Below are 15,802 nucleotides of genomic sequence, written 5' to 3'. Positions count from 1 at the left end.
CTGCTGAATGAGCAACGTTTCCGCCGCCTGAACGCCCAGCAGCCTGAAGTGGCGGAGCAGCTATGGAAAGACGCCGCCGCCGATCTGCAGAAGCGCTATGACTTCCTCGCCCAGCTGGCTGGCAAAGCGGAGAAATCGCCAAGCGAAGGTTAACCGCCCCGTCACCTTTGTCCATAAAAAAAGCCCGAACACAACGTTCGGGCTTGTCGTTTTACCGATAAACAACATCATTCCGCAGAATGAGACGGCAACAATAAATTATTGGCATGACAATAAAGGCATATAACGCGCAAATAATACGTGATTAGCCCGGGCATGTATAATTTTTATTTTGTATATTATCTATAAATGCATTCAGCATAATTATCACCATTTCATTGGTATTATTTATTTTAGATTTTACTTATATCGTAACAATTGAGTCTTACCGGATCTCAGACCGCTCCTTTAGCATGAGTTCACTTCCCACCCGGAAGTTAAAACATAAAAACAGTTAAAGGAATTTCTTCATGAAAAGAAAAGTACTGGCCCTCGTTATTCCGGCTTTATTAGCCGCCGGTGCCGCGCATGCGGCGGAAATTTATAATAAAGACGGGAATAAATTAGATCTCTATGGCAAGGTAGATGGTCTGCATTATTTCTCCAGCGACTCGAAAAAAGACGGCGATCAAACTTATTTACGTTTTGGCTTTAAAGGCGAAACCCAGATCAACGATATGCTTACCGGCTATGGCCAGTGGGAATATAACGTTCAGGCCAACAACACCGAGACCTCCAGCGATCAGGCGTGGACCCGTCTGGCATTCGCCGGTATCAAAGTGGGCGATTACGGCTCCTTCGACTACGGTCGTAACTACGGCGTGCTGTACGACGTTGAAGGCTGGACCGATATGCTGCCGGAGTTCGGCGGCGACTCCTACACCTATGCGGATAACTTTATGGCAGGCCGCGCCAACGGCGTCGCAACCTACCGCAACAGCGATTTCTTCGGTCTGGTGGAGGGTCTGAACTTCGCCCTGCAGTATCAGGGTAAAAACGAAGGCCAGAACGCGCAGGATATCAACGTCGGCACCAATAACCGCAGCAGCGACAGCGATGTTCGCTTCGACAATGGCGATGGTTTCGGCCTCTCCACTTCCTACGACTTCGGCATGGGTATCAGCGCGGCGGCAGCTTACACCTCGTCTGACCGTACTAACGATCAGATGACCCAGACCAACGCGCGCGGCGATAAAGCGGAAGCCTGGACCGCCGGCCTGAAGTACGACGCCAACGATATCTACCTGGCGACCATGTACTCTGAAACCCGCAATATGACCCCGTACGGCAATGACGGCGTGGCCAATAAAACGCAAAACTTCGAAGTCACCGCGCAGTATCAGTTCGACTTCGGCCTGCGTCCGGCCATCTCCTACCTGCAGTCCAAAGGCAAAGATCTGTACAATAACGGCCGCTATGCCGATAAAGATCTGGTCAAATATATGGACGTTGGCGCAACCTATTACTTCAACCGTAATATGTCCACCTATGTTGATTACAAAATCAACCTGCTGGATGGTAACGACAAATTCTACGAAGACAACGGTATCTCTACCGATAACATCGTCGCCCTGGGCCTGGTTTACCAGTTCTAATGCGCCTGCCCGCCGGTTCCGGCGGGCTTTCCCCCACCCGCCTCGCTGCAGATAAAACAAAACGCTATATCTCGCGGACTAAAATAGCCGTCCGTTTAATGATATAGTCATGGCCTGTCAGTGCTTGCCCGAGGACGTCCATCATGCACCACCATCCGGTAAAATCTTCCCGAATTATCTCCGTCGCCTACGATGACGCCTCCGCCACACTGGAAATCTATTTCTATCACCAGCCGCCATTACAATATACCGGGGTCCCACCGCGTATTTTTCATGATTTTTTACAGGTGGTGTCAAAAGGCCGGTATTATGATGGGGTGATCAAAGGAAAATTTCCCGAACGCAAGCTACGTTAATGTCAAAGTGTGACTGCGGTCATGATACAAAACGTGCCCTAATACCGTACAATATGAAGGGATACTAAAACAGGAGGTTTTATGAGCAGAATGATTCTTGTCCCTATCGATATCTCTGATAAAGAATTTACTGAACGCATTATCAGTCACGTTGAATCGGAAGCGCGGATTGACGACGCCGAGGTGCATTTCCTCACCGTGATCCCTTCTCTGCCCTATTATGCCTCACTGGGAATGGCCTATACCGCTGAGCTTCCCGGCATGGACGAGCTGCGTGAGGGTTCTGAAACGCAATTGAAAGAGATCGCGAAGCAGTTCTCCATCCCGGAAGACCGGATGCATTTTCACGTCGCGGAAGGATCGCCAAAAGATAAAATCCTTGCGCTGGCCAAGTCGCTGCCAGCCGACCTGGTGATCATCGCTTCGCACCGGCCGGATATCACAACTTATCTGCTGGGCTCCAACGCCGCCGCGGTGGTTCGTCACGCCGAGTGCTCGGTACTGGTGGTCCGCTAACGCCGCAGCCCGCCGCCCGGCGGGCTTTTTATTTCCGCATCAGCCGCCCCCGCCTGGATGCTCGCTGCCGAAAGTGCCGGAAAGATGCTGACATTCCGCCCCTGAATCCGTACCATACACGCCACGGTTGCCTGTCAAACCTCAATAATTGCTACGCGCCAGCGCCACGTTGTTCAGCGGCTGGCAGAATGCGTGCTCTTCTGATGCCACACTATGAATTGAGCCACTATTACATGCTGCAAAACCAAGAAATCAGTAAAAAAGAAAAGTACAACATCGATAAGCTGCAGAAACGTCTGCGCCGCAACGTCGGTGAGGCGATTGCCGACTTCAATATGATTGAAGAGGGCGACCGCATTATGGTTTGTCTTTCAGGCGGCAAGGACAGCTATACCATGCTGGAGATCCTGCGCAATCTGCAGAAAAGCGCGCCCATCTCCTTCTCGCTGGTGGCGGTGAACCTCGATCAGAAGCAGCCAGGGTTCCCGGAGCATATTCTGCCGGCGTATCTGGAGCAGCTGGGGGTTGAATACAAGATTGTCGAAGAGAACACCTACGGCATCGTCAAAGAGAAGATCCCGGAAGGAAAAACCACCTGCTCGCTGTGCTCTCGCCTGCGTCGCGGCATCCTCTATCGTACCGCCACCGAGCTTGGGGCGACCAAGATCGCCCTCGGCCATCATCGCGACGATATCCTGCAGACGCTGTTTTTGAATATGTTCTACGGCGGCAAAATGAAAGGGATGCCGCCGAAGCTGATGAGCGACGACGGCAAACACATCGTCATCCGCCCGCTGGCCTACTGCCGGGAAAAGGACATCGAGCGCTTCTCCCAGGCCAAAGGCTTCCCGATTATTCCGTGCAACCTGTGCGGTTCGCAGCCAAACCTGCAGCGCCAGGTGATCGCCGATATGCTCCGCGACTGGGATAAGCGTTATCCTGGGCGCATTGAAACCATGTTCAGCGCGATGCAGAACGTGGTGCCTTCGCACCTGAGCGACGTCAATCTGTTTGATTTTAAAGGTATCACCCACGGCTCAGAGGTGGTGGATGGTGGCGATCTGGCGTTTGACCGGGAAGATATTCCCCTGCAGCCCGCCGGCTGGCAGCCGGAAGAAGAAGACGCCCGTCTCGATGAGCTGCGTCTGAACGTGGTGGAAGTGAAATAACCCTCACGCGTCTCAGGCAGCCGCCTGAGACGCACTCTCCTGCCCTTACTTCAGCAGTCGTACGCGGCAGGATTTACCTTTGATCTTGCCATTTTGTAACTGCTTATACGCCTTCTGCGCCATATTCTGGCGGATCGCCACATAGACGTGGGCCGGGTGGACGGTAATTTTGCCGATATCGGCACCATCAAAGCCCATATCCCCGGTCAGGGCTCCCAGCACATCTCCCGGGCGCATTTTCGCCTTTTTCCCGCCGTCGATACACAGCGTCGCCATCTCCGCCGTCAGCGGCGCGATGGTGTTGCCCGTCGGCGCCGGCAGCCAGTTCAGGGAAAGCTGCAGCATGTCGGCCAGAATAGTGGCGCGCTGCGCCTCTTCCGGCGCACAGAAGCTGATGGCCAGCCCTTGTTCACCGGCGCGGGCGGTACGGCCGATGCGGTGAACATGCACCTCCGGATCCCAGGCCAGCTCGAAATTCACCACCAGCGCCAGGGATTTGATGTCCAGACCGCGGGCAGCGACGTCGGTCGCCACCAGAACCCGGACGCTGCCGTTAGCGAAGCGCACCAGCGTCTGATCGCGATCGCGCTGCTCAAGGTCACCATGCAGCGACAAGGCGCTCTGCCCGGCGGCGTTGAGCGCATCGCAGACCGCCTGGCAATCGCGTTTGGTATTGCAGAACACCACGCAGGATGCCGGCTGATGCTGGCTGAGCAGGCGCTGCAGCAGGGCAATCTTACCGTGGCGGGAAACTTCAAAGAACTGCTGCTCAATCGCCGGGAGCGCATCGACAGTGTCGATCTCAATGGTCTGCGGATTGCGCTGCACCCGGCCGCTGATCGCCGCGATTGCCGCCGGCCAGGTAGCAGAAAACAGCAGCGTCTGCCGGTCAGCCGGTGCGAAGCGGATCGCCTCATCAATGGCATCGCTAAAGCCCATATCGAGCATGCGGTCCGCTTCGTCCATCACCAGGGTCTGCAGCGCGTCAAGGGAGACCGTTCCCTTCTGCAGATGATCGAGCAGACGGCCCGGGGTGGCGACGATAATATGCGGGGCATGCTGCAGGGAATCTCGCTGGGCGCCAAAGGGCTGCCCGCCGCAGAGCATCAGAATCTTGATGTTCGGCAGGCAGCGCGCCAGGCGGCGCAGCTCGCCGGCGACCTGATCGGCCAGCTCGCGGGTCGGGCACAACACCAGCGACTGGGTCTCGAAGCGCGCCGGATCGATATGCTGCAGCAGACCCAGCCCAAATGCGGCCGTTTTTCCGCTGCCGGTTTTTGCCTGCACGCGCACATCTTTCCCCGCGAGGATCGCCGGCAGGGCGGCGGCCTGAACCGGGGTCATCGACAGATAACCCAGCTCGTTAAGGTTGGCTAATTGGGCGGCAGGTAAAACAGTCAGGATAGAAAAAGCGGTCACAATGTATTCTCGTATTAAAAGGCAGACAATCTGCAGGCGCGTATCCTCGCAGATCTCCGCGCCTGATGCGACAATTTAATCGGCTCTTCGTCAGGCGGCGGATCGGGCTGGGGCTGCGGACGCGGTCGTGGATCGGGTAAAGGAGCCGGATCGTTCGGCTCGGGCGAGATAGGGATAGACTGGGCTGTCAGCTCTGAAGCGTAATACATAGAGGCCTCCCGGAGAGTGATACGGGCGTACCCGCAGGCGTCAACGGCCAGAAACCGTCGGGTGTCTTAGTAAGGGTAGAAGCTGGTCCGGAGAGCGCAAAAAAAAAGCCGACTCAACAAAGCCGGCGTCGTACGAATCAATTGTGCTATGCAGTAATTCAAAAAAGGAAGTAAGACAATATGGAGCGCAACGCCCATCGCTTGACGTTGCATTCACCTGCGAGAGAGATATTGCCCTGAATGGGTAGATGGTTTATTGATTTCGCTCAAACATTGCCGGGTTTTCCCGGCACTACGGCCGCTAAAAGGCGATTCTTTACAGCCATTTACTGCGATGTAACCACCACGCAACACCACCGATGACAACGACTAACATCAAGCAGAAAAGGCTAAACCCCAGATGCCAGCTGTTGCCAGGGATCCCGCCGAGGTTGACGCCGAACAGGCCGGTTAAAAAGGTGCTGGGTAGAAACACCATCGCCATCAATGACATGGTATAGGTCCGCCGCGCCAGCGACTCCTGCATAATCTGGGCGATCTCGTCGCTCATGATCGCCGTCCGCGCGATACAGCTGTCGATCTCATCCAGACCGCGCCCCAGCCGCTCGGCGATATCCTGCATTCGCCGCCGCTGATCGTCACTCATCCACGGCAGCCGCTCGCTGGCCAGCCGGGCATAAACGTCGCGCTGCGGCGCCATATAGCGGCGCATCACAATCAGCTGCTTACGCAGCAGCGCGAGAAATCCGCGCGGCGGCACCTGCTGATCGAGCAGGTCGTCTTCCAGGTCGATAATGCGATCGTGCAGTTGTTCGATAAACTCGCTGGCATGATCGGTCAACGCATCGCAGACCTCCACCAGCCAGCTGCCGCCGTCCGTCGGGCCATTACCTTCCTTCAGGTCGCCCAGCACATCGTCCAGCGCCAGTACTTTGCGCTGACGAGTGGAGACGATCAGCCGCTCATCCATATACAGGCGCATCGCCACCAGCTGGTCGGGCCGCTCATCGGTACTGCCGTTGATACAGCGCAGGGTGATCAGCGCCCCGTCACCGATCCGCGTCACCCGCGGCCGGGTGCTCTCCCCCGCCAGGGCATCGCGTACGTTATTGGGCAGCAACGGGGTGGCCGCCAGCCAGTCGGCGCTGTCGCTATGGGTATAGTTGAGATGCAGCCAGCAAGGCTTGTCTTTGTCGATAATATCGTCATCGGCGAGCGGCTTAACGCCCCCCTGCCCGTCGAGCACCCACGCGAAGATCGCGTCCGGTATCTGCAACTCCGAGCCTTTAATCGCGTCCACTCAACCTCCGTTAATCCATATCTGCTAAATTACACGCCTTCTCTATAAGGTACGCGAAAGCGCGCATTCTTGCTTTTAATGACCCGGAAATACAGGCCTAGTCGCTTCATTGAAAAGCGCATTCGCCCCGGTCGCGGCGCTCCCCTCATTTAACGTTAAAACTTAGTGAAATCAAGTTCTTCACGATTCAACACATACAGAGCGACGTTTTGCCGTTTATTTTGCAACTTCTTGCTGTATTATGCTGTTTATTGCGTTAATTTGCGGAGTCAATGGCCATGCATAAGCTCGCCAGGCAAAAACATATTCTCGACAGGCTTAGCGAAACCGGTCAGCTGAGCATTAGCGAACTGGTTGCAGAGCTGCAGGTGTCGGCCGATACCATTCGCCGCGATCTGAGCGACCTGGAACAACAGGGCGTGCTGCAGAAAAGCCACGGCGGGGCCATCGCCCTTAACGTCCCGGCCATGACGAGCCAGGGCAGAAACGCTCTTCTCACCCAGACCAAGCAGCGCCTGGGTCAGCAGGTCGCCGCGCGCATTCCCTCTGGCTCGACGCTGTTTCTCGACGCCGGAAGCACGCTGCTGGCGGTGGCAGCCCAGCTGAAAGGGCCGTTGACCGTGATCACGGCTTCTCTGGATATCGCTCAGCTGTTCAGCGACCGTGCCGATATCCAGCTGATCCTGCTTGGTGGCCAGTGGGATAGTAAACAACGGCTGTTCGCCGGCAGCGCCACCCTGTCGCTGGTCAGCCGCTACCGGGCCGATATCGCCATTCTCGGCGCCTGCGCGCTCCATGCCGGGCTGGGTCTGAGCGCCAGCCAGGAGGCTGATGCCGACGTTAAACGCGCCATGCTGGCCGCCAGCGCCGAGCACTGGCTGGTGGCGGACCATACCAAACTCAACCGCTGCGAACCGTGGCGGGTGGCCGGGCTCAGCGACATTCACCATCTTTTTCTTGATCGTCTCTGGGCTGAGCTGGGGGATGACCCCGCCCTCTCTGTACATATTGCTGACGCTTAACAACGTGGAGAACCTGATGAGTAACAACACGATAAATATCGCCCTGATTGGCTACGGATTCGTCGGTAAGACCTTCCACGCGCCGCTTATCCGTTCGGTGCCGGGGCTGAACCTGGCGTTCGTCGCTTCCCGCGATGAAGAGAAGGTCAAACGCGACCTGCCGGACGTCACGGTGATCGCCTCCCCGGAAGCAGCGGTCCAGCATCCGGACGTTGACCTGGTGGTCATCGCCTCCCCTAACGCCACGCACGCCCCGCTGGCCCGCCTGGCGCTGAACGCCGGCAAACATGTGGTGGTGGATAAGCCCTTTACCCTCGATATGCAGGAGGCCCGGGAGCTGATCGCCCTGGCGGAGGAGAAACAGCGTCTGCTCTCCGTCTTCCATAACCGCCGCTGGGACAGCGACTATCTCGGGATCCGTCAGGTGATTGAGCAAGGCACCCTCGGCGCGGTGAAACACTTCGAGTCGCATTTCGACCGCTTCCGCCCGGAAGTCCGCGTGCGCTGGCGCGAGCAGAACGTCCCGGGCAGCGGCTTGTGGTTCGACCTGGGGCCGCACCTGATCGACCAGGCGCTGCAGCTATTTGGTTTGCCGCAGTCGGTGCAAGGTAACATAGCCACCCTGCGCGACGGGGCGGAGATCAACGACTGGGCGCATGTGGTATTAAACTACCCGGCGCATAAAGTGATCCTGCACTGCAGCATGCTGGTCGCGGGCGGCTCGTCGCGCTTCACCGTGCACGGCGATAAAGGTAGCGTTATCAAAGCGCGGGCCGACCAACAGGAGAGCCAGCTGCTGGCGGGCGTGGTTCCGGGCAGCGCCGACTGGGGCCAGGATGACGACCCGCTGGTTATCTATGATGCCTCGCTGCAGGCCCACGCGCAGGCTACCCCGCAGGGCGATCAGCGCCAGTACTATATGCTGATCCGCGATGCGCTGAAGGGCCAGATCGCCAATCCGGTGCCGCCGGTGGAAGCGCTGGCGGTGATGGCCGTTCTGGAAGCGGCGGTGCGCTCTGCTGAAAGTGGTATGGTGCAGACCCTGGACCTGTCCGACGACGAGCGCAACACGCTGCGCTAATCCGCCCTGTTCTCCGGTTACCTGCGCGGCCCGCAGGTAACCGGTACTTTTGCGCCACCTTAGAAAAAATCACTATCTATCCGCAGATTAACATTGCTTTATCCTGCTCCATGGCGCAAAGCACCGCTGGAAATTTCAGCCAATTGGGAGGAGGATAGAATGCAGATCGATCGTAATGAGAAAGAGGTTGCTGACGCTGTGGACGCGGCAACCGTACTACCGGACAGGAGAAGCGCATGTATTACACGTTAGGAGATACCACTCTCCATTTTTATCGCTATCAGTGCAAATTTTACGTCGCCCACTGGGAAGGGGGTAACGTGATGAGCGAAAAATTTAAATCGTTTATCGAACAGATCACTGAGAAGACCGGGCTGGATGCGAAACGCGTCGAGACCGCCGCGCGCGATTATTTTACTAACGTGGATTAACAGGCAGTGCTGTTCGTAAGAGACAAGCTGGTGCGGTAGCCGCGCAGGCTAACCCACCTTTCACCGCCAGGACGCCTCGCGCCGCCTGGCGGCTTCTCTATTCTGCCAGCGTTAAACGGTAGTCAGTTTTGCCAGAATGGCGGCGAAGGCGTCATTAACCTTATCGCCGGCGAGCAGTTTTTTACGCAACGTGAAGCTTCTGCCGCTGGAACGGATCAGCAGCCGGACTTTCGCATCATTATTGCTGCGTTCAACTACGGCAACATCCCGCAAGGGAATAACGTAGGTATCGGCATAGAGCCCCGGCGTAAATATCATCGACTCGCCGCTCACGCCAATCACCACCCGATTTTGCAGACGATAGCCATTGCACAGCGCAACAATACCGGCGGCAATAAATACTCCGCCTATACCCATGCCAATCATTAAAATAATGATCCCGGCGATGAGTGCCAGCGCCCCTTGGGGATAAAAGCCTGAGGCATTAAAGGTTAATAGCTGCTGGTTATCAGCCTCGCCCACTGCCGTGGTTGATCGCCAGGGCGTAAATCCGGCATTAATCCGCGTTTGCAAGCTGAACAGGCTACCCACCAGAAAGATCACGCTGGCGGGCACCATCACGATGCCGCCAACAAACGCCAGGACGATGGCCAGATAAGGGTAGCGGCCTGACAGCATTATGCTGATCGCCTGAACCACCACGGCAATAAACAGGGCCAGCACCAGCCAGGACCACATGCTGTCCACCCCACGATGGAAATTCAGTTGTCCTTCATCGAGTAATAAATTACGCGCGACAAAACAGAAAATAATATTAACGAACAGGCCAATCCAGGCCAGCTTGTGCACATGCTTCATACCCTACTCCATTATGGTTTTTACTATTCCATTTCCAGGCATTATTAAATCCAGTCTCAATGCCGGCTGGATAGTAGCAAAGCGATACGCAAGATCAATAAAAAGCGCGCGGTCTCCTCACATTCTAATTTATATTCAGCGTGATATTGTTAGTTATCATTTATCGTAATTATATAAACCATCCTATATATTGGCGCTATATATTTTCAGCGCCATAATATCGCCCTGCCGCCAGGCAGGGCGTCGCAGATTAACGCTCCTCAAGCGCCGCCACCGGCGCCGGCGCGCTTTTCCTGCGCAGCAGATAGCCTGCAGCAAGGATCAGCAGCCATACCGGGATCAGGCAGACGGAGATGCGGATGTCCGGGGTCAGATACATCACCCCGAGGATCGCGGCGAGAAACAGCAGACACAGCCAGTTTGTCAGGGGATAGGCGAAACTCTGGAAAGCCGTTACCTTCCCCGCCCGCTGCATGGCGCGGCGGAACTTAAGATGAGTGATGCAGATCATCGCCCAGTTGATGACCAGGGCGGCCACCACCAGGGCCATCAGCAGGGCAAAGGCTTTCCCGGGCATCACATAGTTAATCACCACGCAAAGCGCCGTGGCGACGGCGGATACCGCCAGGGCGGTCAATGGGATCCCGCGGTGGTTCACCCGCAGCAGCGCACGCGGGGCGTTGCCCTGCTGAGCCAGGCCGAACAGCATCCGGCTGTTGCAGTAGACGCAGCTGTTGTAGACCGACAGCGCGGCGGTGAGCACCACCAGATTGAGGGCGTTGGCCACAATATTGCTGTCAATGGCGTGAAAGATCAGCACAAAGGGGCTTCCCCCTTCCACGACGTTCCGCCACGGGTAGAGTGACATCAGGACCGCCAGCGACCCCACGTAAAACAGCAGAATACGGTAGATCACCTGGTTGGTGGCTTTGGGAATGGTTTTATGCGGTTCGTCGGCTTCCGCCGCGGTGATCCCCACCAGCTCAAGCCCGCCGAAGGAGAACATGATCACCGCCATGGCCATCACCAAGCCCGTGATGCCGTTAGGGAAAAATCCCCCGTCCTGCCACAGGTTGGCCACCGTCGCCGCCGGGCCGCCGTGACCGCTAAATAACAGATAGCAACCAAAGGCGATCATGCTGATGATGGCGGCCACTTTGACAATCGAGAACCAGAACTCCAGCTCGCCATACACTTTGACGTGCGTCAGGTTGATGGCGTTGATCGCCACGAAGAAGATCGCCGCCGACAGCCAGGCGGGTACCTCCGGCCACCAGTACTGAATATAGATCCCCACCGCCGTCAGCTCCGCCATGCTTACCAGCACGTACAACACCCAGTAATTCCAGCCGGACATAAACCCGGCGAAGGGCCCCCAGTAGCGGTTGGCGAAATGGCTGAACGACCCCGCCACCGGCTCCTCTACCACCATTTCGCCAAGCTGACGCATGATAAAGAAAGCGATAACCCCGGCGATGGCGTACCCCAGCAGGACCGACGGGCCTGCCATACGGATCGTTTGCGCGATACCTAAAAACAGTCCGGTGCCGACCGCCCCCCCGAGGGCGATCAACTGGATGTGGCGGTTTTTTAACCCGCGTTTTAACTGATGCTCTTGCTGCGTTGTCATCTCTGACCTGCCCCTGTCTGTAAAAAGTCACGTTCGCCGGTAGCAACTTTCAGGCCAGCGGAGCGCCTTGCAGCGTCAGACAAAAATTAATTAATTGAAATATATTCAAATATTCTTTTCAAATCAGTTCCGGTAGCTGGTCATGTCGGCGCCGACCTGGCGCATCACACGCGAAAACTGGCCAGATAACGCACAGTTCATGAGAAAAAGAGCGGATTAATGCATGAACCTGACCCGTTTTGGTGCATCCGGTTTGCCGCCGTCCGCTCAGGCTTCACGCCAGGCAAAAAACTGTTAGGCTGGTAGCCACTTTTACGTTCCGCTAGTGGCCACTATGTACAACATCGACGACTATGATCTGAAAATACTTACCCTGCTGCAGGCCAATGGCCGTTTAACCAATCAGGAGCTGAGCGAGCTTATCGGCCTGTCCGCTTCCCAGTGTTCGCGCCGCCGTATCGCCCTTGAACAGGCACAGCTTATCCTCGGCTACCATGCGCGTCTGGCGCCGGATGCAGCCGGGCAGGAGATGCTTGGCCTGATTGAGGTGCGTCTGCTGAATCACACCCCGCAATGCGTGGAGAGCTTTCATCAGATGCTCAGTGAAGTGGACGCCATTCTGGACGCCTGGAAAACCACCGGCGACGCCGATTATCTGCTGCGGGTAACGGTCCCGGACCTGCCCGGTCTGAGCCATTTGATCAGCCATATTCTGGCGCAAAACAAAGGGGTGGCCCATCTGAAAACCGCCGTCGTGCTCAACCGCCTGAAAGAGAACGGCCAGCTGATGCCGGGCACGACCCCGCTGCGCTGAACCGGGGCACAGTGCCCTGCGCTGGTGCAGACGCGGGGCCAGACAATACGCGACAAGCGGCAAATTCGCACAATTCACGCATTCGGAAACCATAAAACGCACGACCCGTGCAATTTTCTCTTCCTGTCAGAACAACAGGTTAGGCTAAACCACGGCTATTTTTTCCGCAAACGCTCGCCAGGGCACGCTCCTCTGGTGCGATTTTTGCAAACAAGAGCTTATCCTTGTTAACGAAAAGATAGTGCTTATTTATGGATAACGTCCTTTCCCCTGAAAAACTGACCCACACCTGGCTGGAGGATGCCCTGGCGCTGCTGTTCGGCACGCTGATGATCTCCTTTGGCATTATCCTCTTTCGCCAGGCTGGCGCCCTGACCGGCGGGACGGCGGGCATGGCCTTTCTGATCCACTACGCCACCCACTTGCCGTTCGGCGTGGTTTTCTTCGCCATTAATCTGCCCTTCTACTGGCTCTCCGTCAGGCGGATGGGCGCCGCCTTCACGCTGAAAACCTTCTGCGCGGTCGGACTGGTGTCGCTGTTCTCCGACCTGCACGGCTACTTTATCCATGTCGATCGCCTGAACCCCTATTACGCCACCCTCTTCGGCAACATCATGGTCGGCATCGGCTTTGTGGTGCTGTTCCGCCATAAAGCGAGTCTCGGCGGCGTCAATATTCTGGCCCTCTATCTGCAGGATAAAAGCGGCATCCGCGCCGGTAAATTCCAGATGGTGGTTGACGCCTGCATCGTCACCGCCTCGCTGTGGGTGGTTAGCCTGCCGATGCTGCTGGTCTCTGTCCTCGGCGCCGTGATTTTGAATTCGATTATCGCCATGAACCACCGCCCCGGACGCTATGCGGTGTAATGGCTTCACCTTTGACGGTCATTTCAGGAGTAACCACTGTGTTTCAGAACGTTGACGCCTATGCGGGCGATCCTATCCTGTCGCTGATGGAAGCCTTTCAACAGGATCCCCGGGCAGACAAAGTTAACCTCAGCATCGGGCTGTACTATAACGAGCAGGCCATCATTCCTCAGCTGGAGGCGGTCCGTCAGGCCGCTGACCGGCTGCAGAGTCAGCAGCAAAAGGCCAGCCTTTATCTGCCGATGGAGGGGCTGGCGCCCTATCGCCGCGCGGTCCAGACCCTGCTGTTTGGCGACAATCATCCGGCGTTGCGTGCCGGACGCATCGCCACCATCCAGACACTGGGGGGCTCCGGCGCGCTAAAGGTGGGCGCTGATTTCCTCAAGCGCTACTTCCCCGACTCCGCGGTCTGGGTCAGCGATCCAACCTGGGAGAACCACGTTGCCATCTTTGCCGGCGCCGGCTTTGAGGTACATACCTATCCCTGGTTCGACAGCGCCACCCGCGGGGTGAATTTCCCCGCTATGCTCGCCGCCCTCCAGCAGCTGCCGCCGCGCAGCATTGTGCTGCTTCACCCTTGCTGCCATAACCCGACGGGGGCCGATCTCACCCGCGAGCAGTGGGATCGCGTGATTGAGGTGCTGATCGGCAGGGAGCTGATCCCATTCCTTGATATCGCCTACCAGGGCTTCGGCCGCGGACTGGACGAGGATGCCTATGCCATTCGCGCCATCGCCAGCGCCGGGCTGACGGCGCTGGTCAGCAACTCGTTCTCGAAGATTTTTTCGCTGTACGGCGAGCGCGTCGGCGGCCTGTCGGTGGTCTGTGACAACGCCGATGCCGCTGGGCGCGTGCTGGGCCAGTTGAAAGCCACCGTGCGCCGCAACTACTCCAGCCCGCCGGGGTTTGGCGCCCAGGTGGTGTCGCAGGTGCTCAACGATCCCGAGCTGAATGCCCTGTGGCAGGAAGAAGTGGAGGCCATGCGCACCCGCATCAGCGCCATGCGCGTCGCGCTGGTGAAGGCCCTGCAGGCAGCCCTGCCGGCGGGGGATTTTTCCTATCTGCTGACCCAGCGCGGCATGTTCAGTTACACCGGCTTTAGCGCCGATCAGGTAGACGTTCTGCGTCAAGAGCATGGCATCTATCTGATCGCCAGCGGTCGGGTCTGCGTGGCCGGGCTCAACCACGGCAATATTGCGCGGGTAGCCAGCGCCTTCGCCGCGGTCTGCGCACGCTAGCCGGGTCAACCCCGGCGCGGTAGAGCGATTAATCGCGACGCAGCCGGCGAGCCAGGCGGGTCCCCAGCGTCTGAATAAGCTGGACAATCACAATCAGCACCAGGGCGGTAGTGAGGGTGGCGAAAGCGTCGAAGCGCTGATAGCCATAGGTAATAGCCAGATCCCCGATTCCCCCGCCGCCCACTGTACCCGCCATGGCTGTGGCGCCGAGCAGACCGATGGTCGCCGTGGTGAGGGCCAGAATCAGCGATGCCGCCGCCTCCGGCAGCATAAAGTGCCAGACAGTCTGCAGCGGGGTTGCGCCCATGGCGTCCGCGGCCTCGAGGATCCCCTCATCCACCTCCAGCAACGAGCTCTCCACTAATCGGGCAATGTAGGGGGCGACAAAGACGATCAGCGGCACGATGGCTCCCGCGGTGCCGATAGTGGTGCCCACCAGCAGTCTGGTAAAGGGCAGGATCACAATCAGCAAAATGATAAACGGCAGCGAGCGCAGCACGTTAATCAGCGGATTCAGCGCCTGATGCACCACCGGGTTGGCCACGATGCCGCCGGGACGGCAAACCACCAGCACAATCCCCAGTGGGACGCCGATCAGCGCGCCAAAGCCCAGCGAGACGGCGACCATAATCAGCGTGTCATGCAGCGCCAGCAGAAACTGATCGCCGGTGATGGCGGTATCAATAAGATCAAACATGGGTGATTTTCACTCCTGCATCGACCAGATGGGTGATGGCGCGTTCGGTTTCGTCAGGCTCGCCGAGAAGCTGCACAATCATAAATCCCAGAATCCGGCCCTGAACTTCAGACATGCTGGCAAACAGGATATTCACCTCGACAGCATACTCGCGGATCAGGTGGTTAATAATCGGCTGCTGCGCCGTCGCGCCGACAAATTCGAGGCGTAAAGCCCGGGCGCCGTTATCGCGCTGCAGGAGCGACGCCACCCGCTGCGGCAGGCGGTCGTGCACCACCGACTGCACGAAACTGGCCGTTACCGGATGCTGCGGCTGGGCAAAGAGGTCGAAAACCGTCCCCTGCTCAACGATACGGCCCGCCTGCATCACCGCCACCTTGTGACAGATTTTCTGGATCACCGACATCTCATGGGTGATCAGTACGATGGTGATGCCATACCGACGATTAATCTCCTGCAAAAGCAGTAAGATCTGCACCGTAGTGTGGGGGTCGAGCGCCGAGGTGGCTTCATCGCACAGAAGGACCGACGGGTTGGTGGCCAGCGCCCGGGCAATACCGAC

At 57.4% G+C, this 15,802-nt stretch carries 17 protein-coding genes; 10 read left to right on the top strand and 7 right to left on the bottom strand.

What is annotated here, in order from left to right:
• Positions 1–509 precede the first annotated feature (509 nt).
• From ompK37 to ttcA, 4 genes are all read left to right on the top strand, one after another.
• A complete protein-coding gene (gene ompK37 / locus KHQ28_RS00080) occupies positions 510–1,634 on the top strand; it encodes a porin OmpK37 (protein WP_004176397.1) in 1,125 nt (374 codons plus the stop codon).
• 143 nt (positions 1,635–1,777) lie between these two features.
• Positions 1,778–1,990: a KTSC domain-containing protein gene (locus tag KHQ28_RS00075; RefSeq protein ID WP_002902432.1), complete on the top strand. Its 213-nt coding sequence runs from the start codon at positions 1,778–1,780 to the stop codon at positions 1,988–1,990.
• An 81-nt stretch (positions 1,991–2,071) separates the two neighbouring features.
• Positions 2,072–2,506: a universal stress protein UspF gene (gene uspF / locus KHQ28_RS00070; protein ID WP_004140161.1), complete on the top strand. Its 435-nt coding sequence runs from the start codon at positions 2,072–2,074 to the stop codon at positions 2,504–2,506.
• Between the two features lie 233 nt (positions 2,507–2,739).
• The gene (gene ttcA / locus KHQ28_RS00065; RefSeq protein ID WP_002902422.1) at positions 2,740–3,675 is read left to right on the top strand and encodes a tRNA 2-thiocytidine(32) synthetase TtcA; all 936 of its coding nucleotides are present in this window, start codon (positions 2,740–2,742) and stop codon (positions 3,673–3,675) included.
• Between the two features lie 45 nt (positions 3,676–3,720).
• Here ttcA and dbpA read toward each other — a convergent pair whose 3' ends face one another.
• The 3 genes from dbpA to zntB all read right to left on the bottom strand — a co-directional run bounded on the left by dbpA (position 3,721) and on the right by zntB (position 6,603).
• Positions 3,721–5,094, bottom strand: coding sequence for an ATP-dependent RNA helicase DbpA (gene dbpA / locus KHQ28_RS00060; protein ID WP_032419039.1), 1,374 nt, complete (start codon positions 5,092–5,094; stop codon positions 3,721–3,723).
• Between the two features lie 14 nt (positions 5,095–5,108).
• Positions 5,109–5,303 (bottom strand): hypothetical protein, encoded by a 195-nt coding sequence (locus tag KHQ28_RS29535; protein ID WP_049245346.1) that lies wholly within the window; start codon positions 5,301–5,303, stop codon positions 5,109–5,111.
• Between the two features lie 316 nt (positions 5,304–5,619).
• Positions 5,620–6,603 carry a zinc transporter ZntB gene (zntB, locus tag KHQ28_RS00055; protein WP_004148192.1) on the bottom strand — a complete coding sequence of 328 codons (984 nt, stop codon included), beginning with the start codon at positions 6,601–6,603 and terminating at the stop codon, positions 5,620–5,622.
• Positions 6,604–6,881: 278 nt separating this feature from the next.
• Here zntB and KHQ28_RS00050 point away from each other — a divergent pair, with 278 nt between their 5' ends.
• The 3 genes from KHQ28_RS00050 to KHQ28_RS00040 all read left to right on the top strand — a co-directional run bounded on the left by KHQ28_RS00050 (position 6,882) and on the right by KHQ28_RS00040 (position 9,137).
• The gene (locus tag KHQ28_RS00050; RefSeq protein ID WP_032419484.1) at positions 6,882–7,625 is read left to right on the top strand and encodes a DeoR/GlpR family DNA-binding transcription regulator; all 744 of its coding nucleotides are present in this window, start codon (positions 6,882–6,884) and stop codon (positions 7,623–7,625) included.
• On the top strand, positions 7,588–8,706 hold the full coding sequence (locus KHQ28_RS00045) for an oxidoreductase (RefSeq protein WP_020803981.1): 1,119 nt from the start codon (positions 7,588–7,590) through the stop codon (positions 8,704–8,706). Before KHQ28_RS00050 ends, KHQ28_RS00045 begins: the two co-directional genes overlap by 38 nt.
• Before the next feature lie 236 nt (positions 8,707–8,942).
• Positions 8,943–9,137, top strand: a complete 195-nt coding sequence (locus KHQ28_RS00040; RefSeq protein ID WP_004176404.1) for a hypothetical protein — start codon at positions 8,943–8,945, stop codon at positions 9,135–9,137.
• Positions 9,138–9,248: 111 nt separating this feature from the next.
• Here KHQ28_RS00040 and KHQ28_RS00035 read toward each other — a convergent pair whose 3' ends face one another.
• Both KHQ28_RS00035 and KHQ28_RS00030 read right to left on the bottom strand, forming a co-directional pair.
• Entirely contained in the window at positions 9,249–9,995 is a 747-nt protein-coding gene (locus KHQ28_RS00035; protein WP_032419040.1) for a hypothetical protein, read from the bottom strand.
• 250 nt (positions 9,996–10,245) lie between these two features.
• On the bottom strand, positions 10,246–11,625 hold the full coding sequence (locus tag KHQ28_RS00030) for an amino acid permease (RefSeq protein WP_020324649.1): 1,380 nt from the start codon (positions 11,623–11,625) through the stop codon (positions 10,246–10,248).
• A gap of 334 nt (positions 11,626–11,959) precedes the next feature.
• Here KHQ28_RS00030 and KHQ28_RS00025 point away from each other — a divergent pair, with 334 nt between their 5' ends.
• The 3 genes from KHQ28_RS00025 (at position 11,960) to KHQ28_RS00015 (ending at position 14,543) form a co-directional block, all read left to right on the top strand.
• Positions 11,960–12,439 carry an Lrp/AsnC family transcriptional regulator gene (locus KHQ28_RS00025; RefSeq protein WP_002902405.1) on the top strand — a complete coding sequence of 160 codons (480 nt, stop codon included), beginning with the start codon at positions 11,960–11,962 and terminating at the stop codon, positions 12,437–12,439.
• Positions 12,440–12,690: 251 nt separating this feature from the next.
• Positions 12,691–13,305, top strand: a complete 615-nt coding sequence (locus KHQ28_RS00020) for a YitT family protein (RefSeq protein ID WP_004176405.1) — start codon at positions 12,691–12,693, stop codon at positions 13,303–13,305.
• Positions 13,306–13,343: 38 nt separating this feature from the next.
• Positions 13,344–14,543, top strand: coding sequence for an amino acid aminotransferase (locus KHQ28_RS00015; RefSeq protein WP_004190464.1), 1,200 nt, complete (start codon positions 13,344–13,346; stop codon positions 14,541–14,543).
• A 28-nt stretch (positions 14,544–14,571) separates the two neighbouring features.
• Here KHQ28_RS00015 and KHQ28_RS00010 read toward each other — a convergent pair whose 3' ends face one another.
• The gene (locus tag KHQ28_RS00010; RefSeq protein WP_002902397.1) at positions 14,572–15,240 is read right to left on the bottom strand and encodes a methionine ABC transporter permease; all 669 of its coding nucleotides are present in this window, start codon (positions 15,238–15,240) and stop codon (positions 14,572–14,574) included.
• The coding region (locus tag KHQ28_RS00005) for an NIL domain-containing protein (protein WP_323131590.1) at positions 15,233–15,802 on the bottom strand (570 nt) is incomplete at its 5' end. The genes KHQ28_RS00005 and KHQ28_RS00010, both read right to left, overlap by 8 nt.

Source organism: Klebsiella sp. 28, assembly GCF_018223905.1.
Lineage (GTDB): Bacteria > Pseudomonadota > Gammaproteobacteria > Enterobacterales > Enterobacteriaceae > Klebsiella > Klebsiella pneumoniae.
This window is presented reverse-complemented; position numbering and strand designations above follow the sequence as displayed.

Excerpts from the sequence above, each read along its gene's own strand:
- ompK37 (WP_004176397.1), top strand. The coding sequence starts at position 510 with ATGAAAAGAAAAGTACTGGCCCTCGTTATTCCGGCTTTATTAGCCGCC.
- KHQ28_RS00075 (WP_002902432.1), top strand. The coding sequence starts at position 1,778 with ATGCACCACCATCCGGTAAAATCTTCCCGAATTATCTCCGTCGCCTAC.
- uspF (WP_004140161.1), top strand. The coding sequence starts at position 2,072 with ATGAGCAGAATGATTCTTGTCCCTATCGATATCTCTGATAAAGAATTT.
- ttcA (WP_002902422.1), top strand. The coding sequence starts at position 2,740 with ATGCTGCAAAACCAAGAAATCAGTAAAAAAGAAAAGTACAACATCGAT.
- KHQ28_RS29535 (WP_049245346.1), bottom strand. The coding sequence starts at position 5,303 with ATGTATTACGCTTCAGAGCTGACAGCCCAGTCTATCCCTATCTCGCCC.
- KHQ28_RS00050 (WP_032419484.1), top strand. The coding sequence starts at position 6,882 with ATGCATAAGCTCGCCAGGCAAAAACATATTCTCGACAGGCTTAGCGAA.
- KHQ28_RS00045 (WP_020803981.1), top strand. The coding sequence starts at position 7,588 with ATGACCCCGCCCTCTCTGTACATATTGCTGACGCTTAACAACGTGGAG.
- KHQ28_RS00040 (WP_004176404.1), top strand. The coding sequence starts at position 8,943 with ATGTATTACACGTTAGGAGATACCACTCTCCATTTTTATCGCTATCAG.
- KHQ28_RS00035 (WP_032419040.1), bottom strand. The coding sequence starts at position 9,995 with ATGAAGCATGTGCACAAGCTGGCCTGGATTGGCCTGTTCGTTAATATT.
- KHQ28_RS00030 (WP_020324649.1), bottom strand. The coding sequence starts at position 11,625 with ATGACAACGCAGCAAGAGCATCAGTTAAAACGCGGGTTAAAAAACCGC.
- KHQ28_RS00025 (WP_002902405.1), top strand. The coding sequence starts at position 11,960 with ATGTACAACATCGACGACTATGATCTGAAAATACTTACCCTGCTGCAG.
- KHQ28_RS00020 (WP_004176405.1), top strand. The coding sequence starts at position 12,691 with ATGGATAACGTCCTTTCCCCTGAAAAACTGACCCACACCTGGCTGGAG.
- KHQ28_RS00010 (WP_002902397.1), bottom strand. The coding sequence starts at position 15,240 with ATGTTTGATCTTATTGATACCGCCATCACCGGCGATCAGTTTCTGCTG.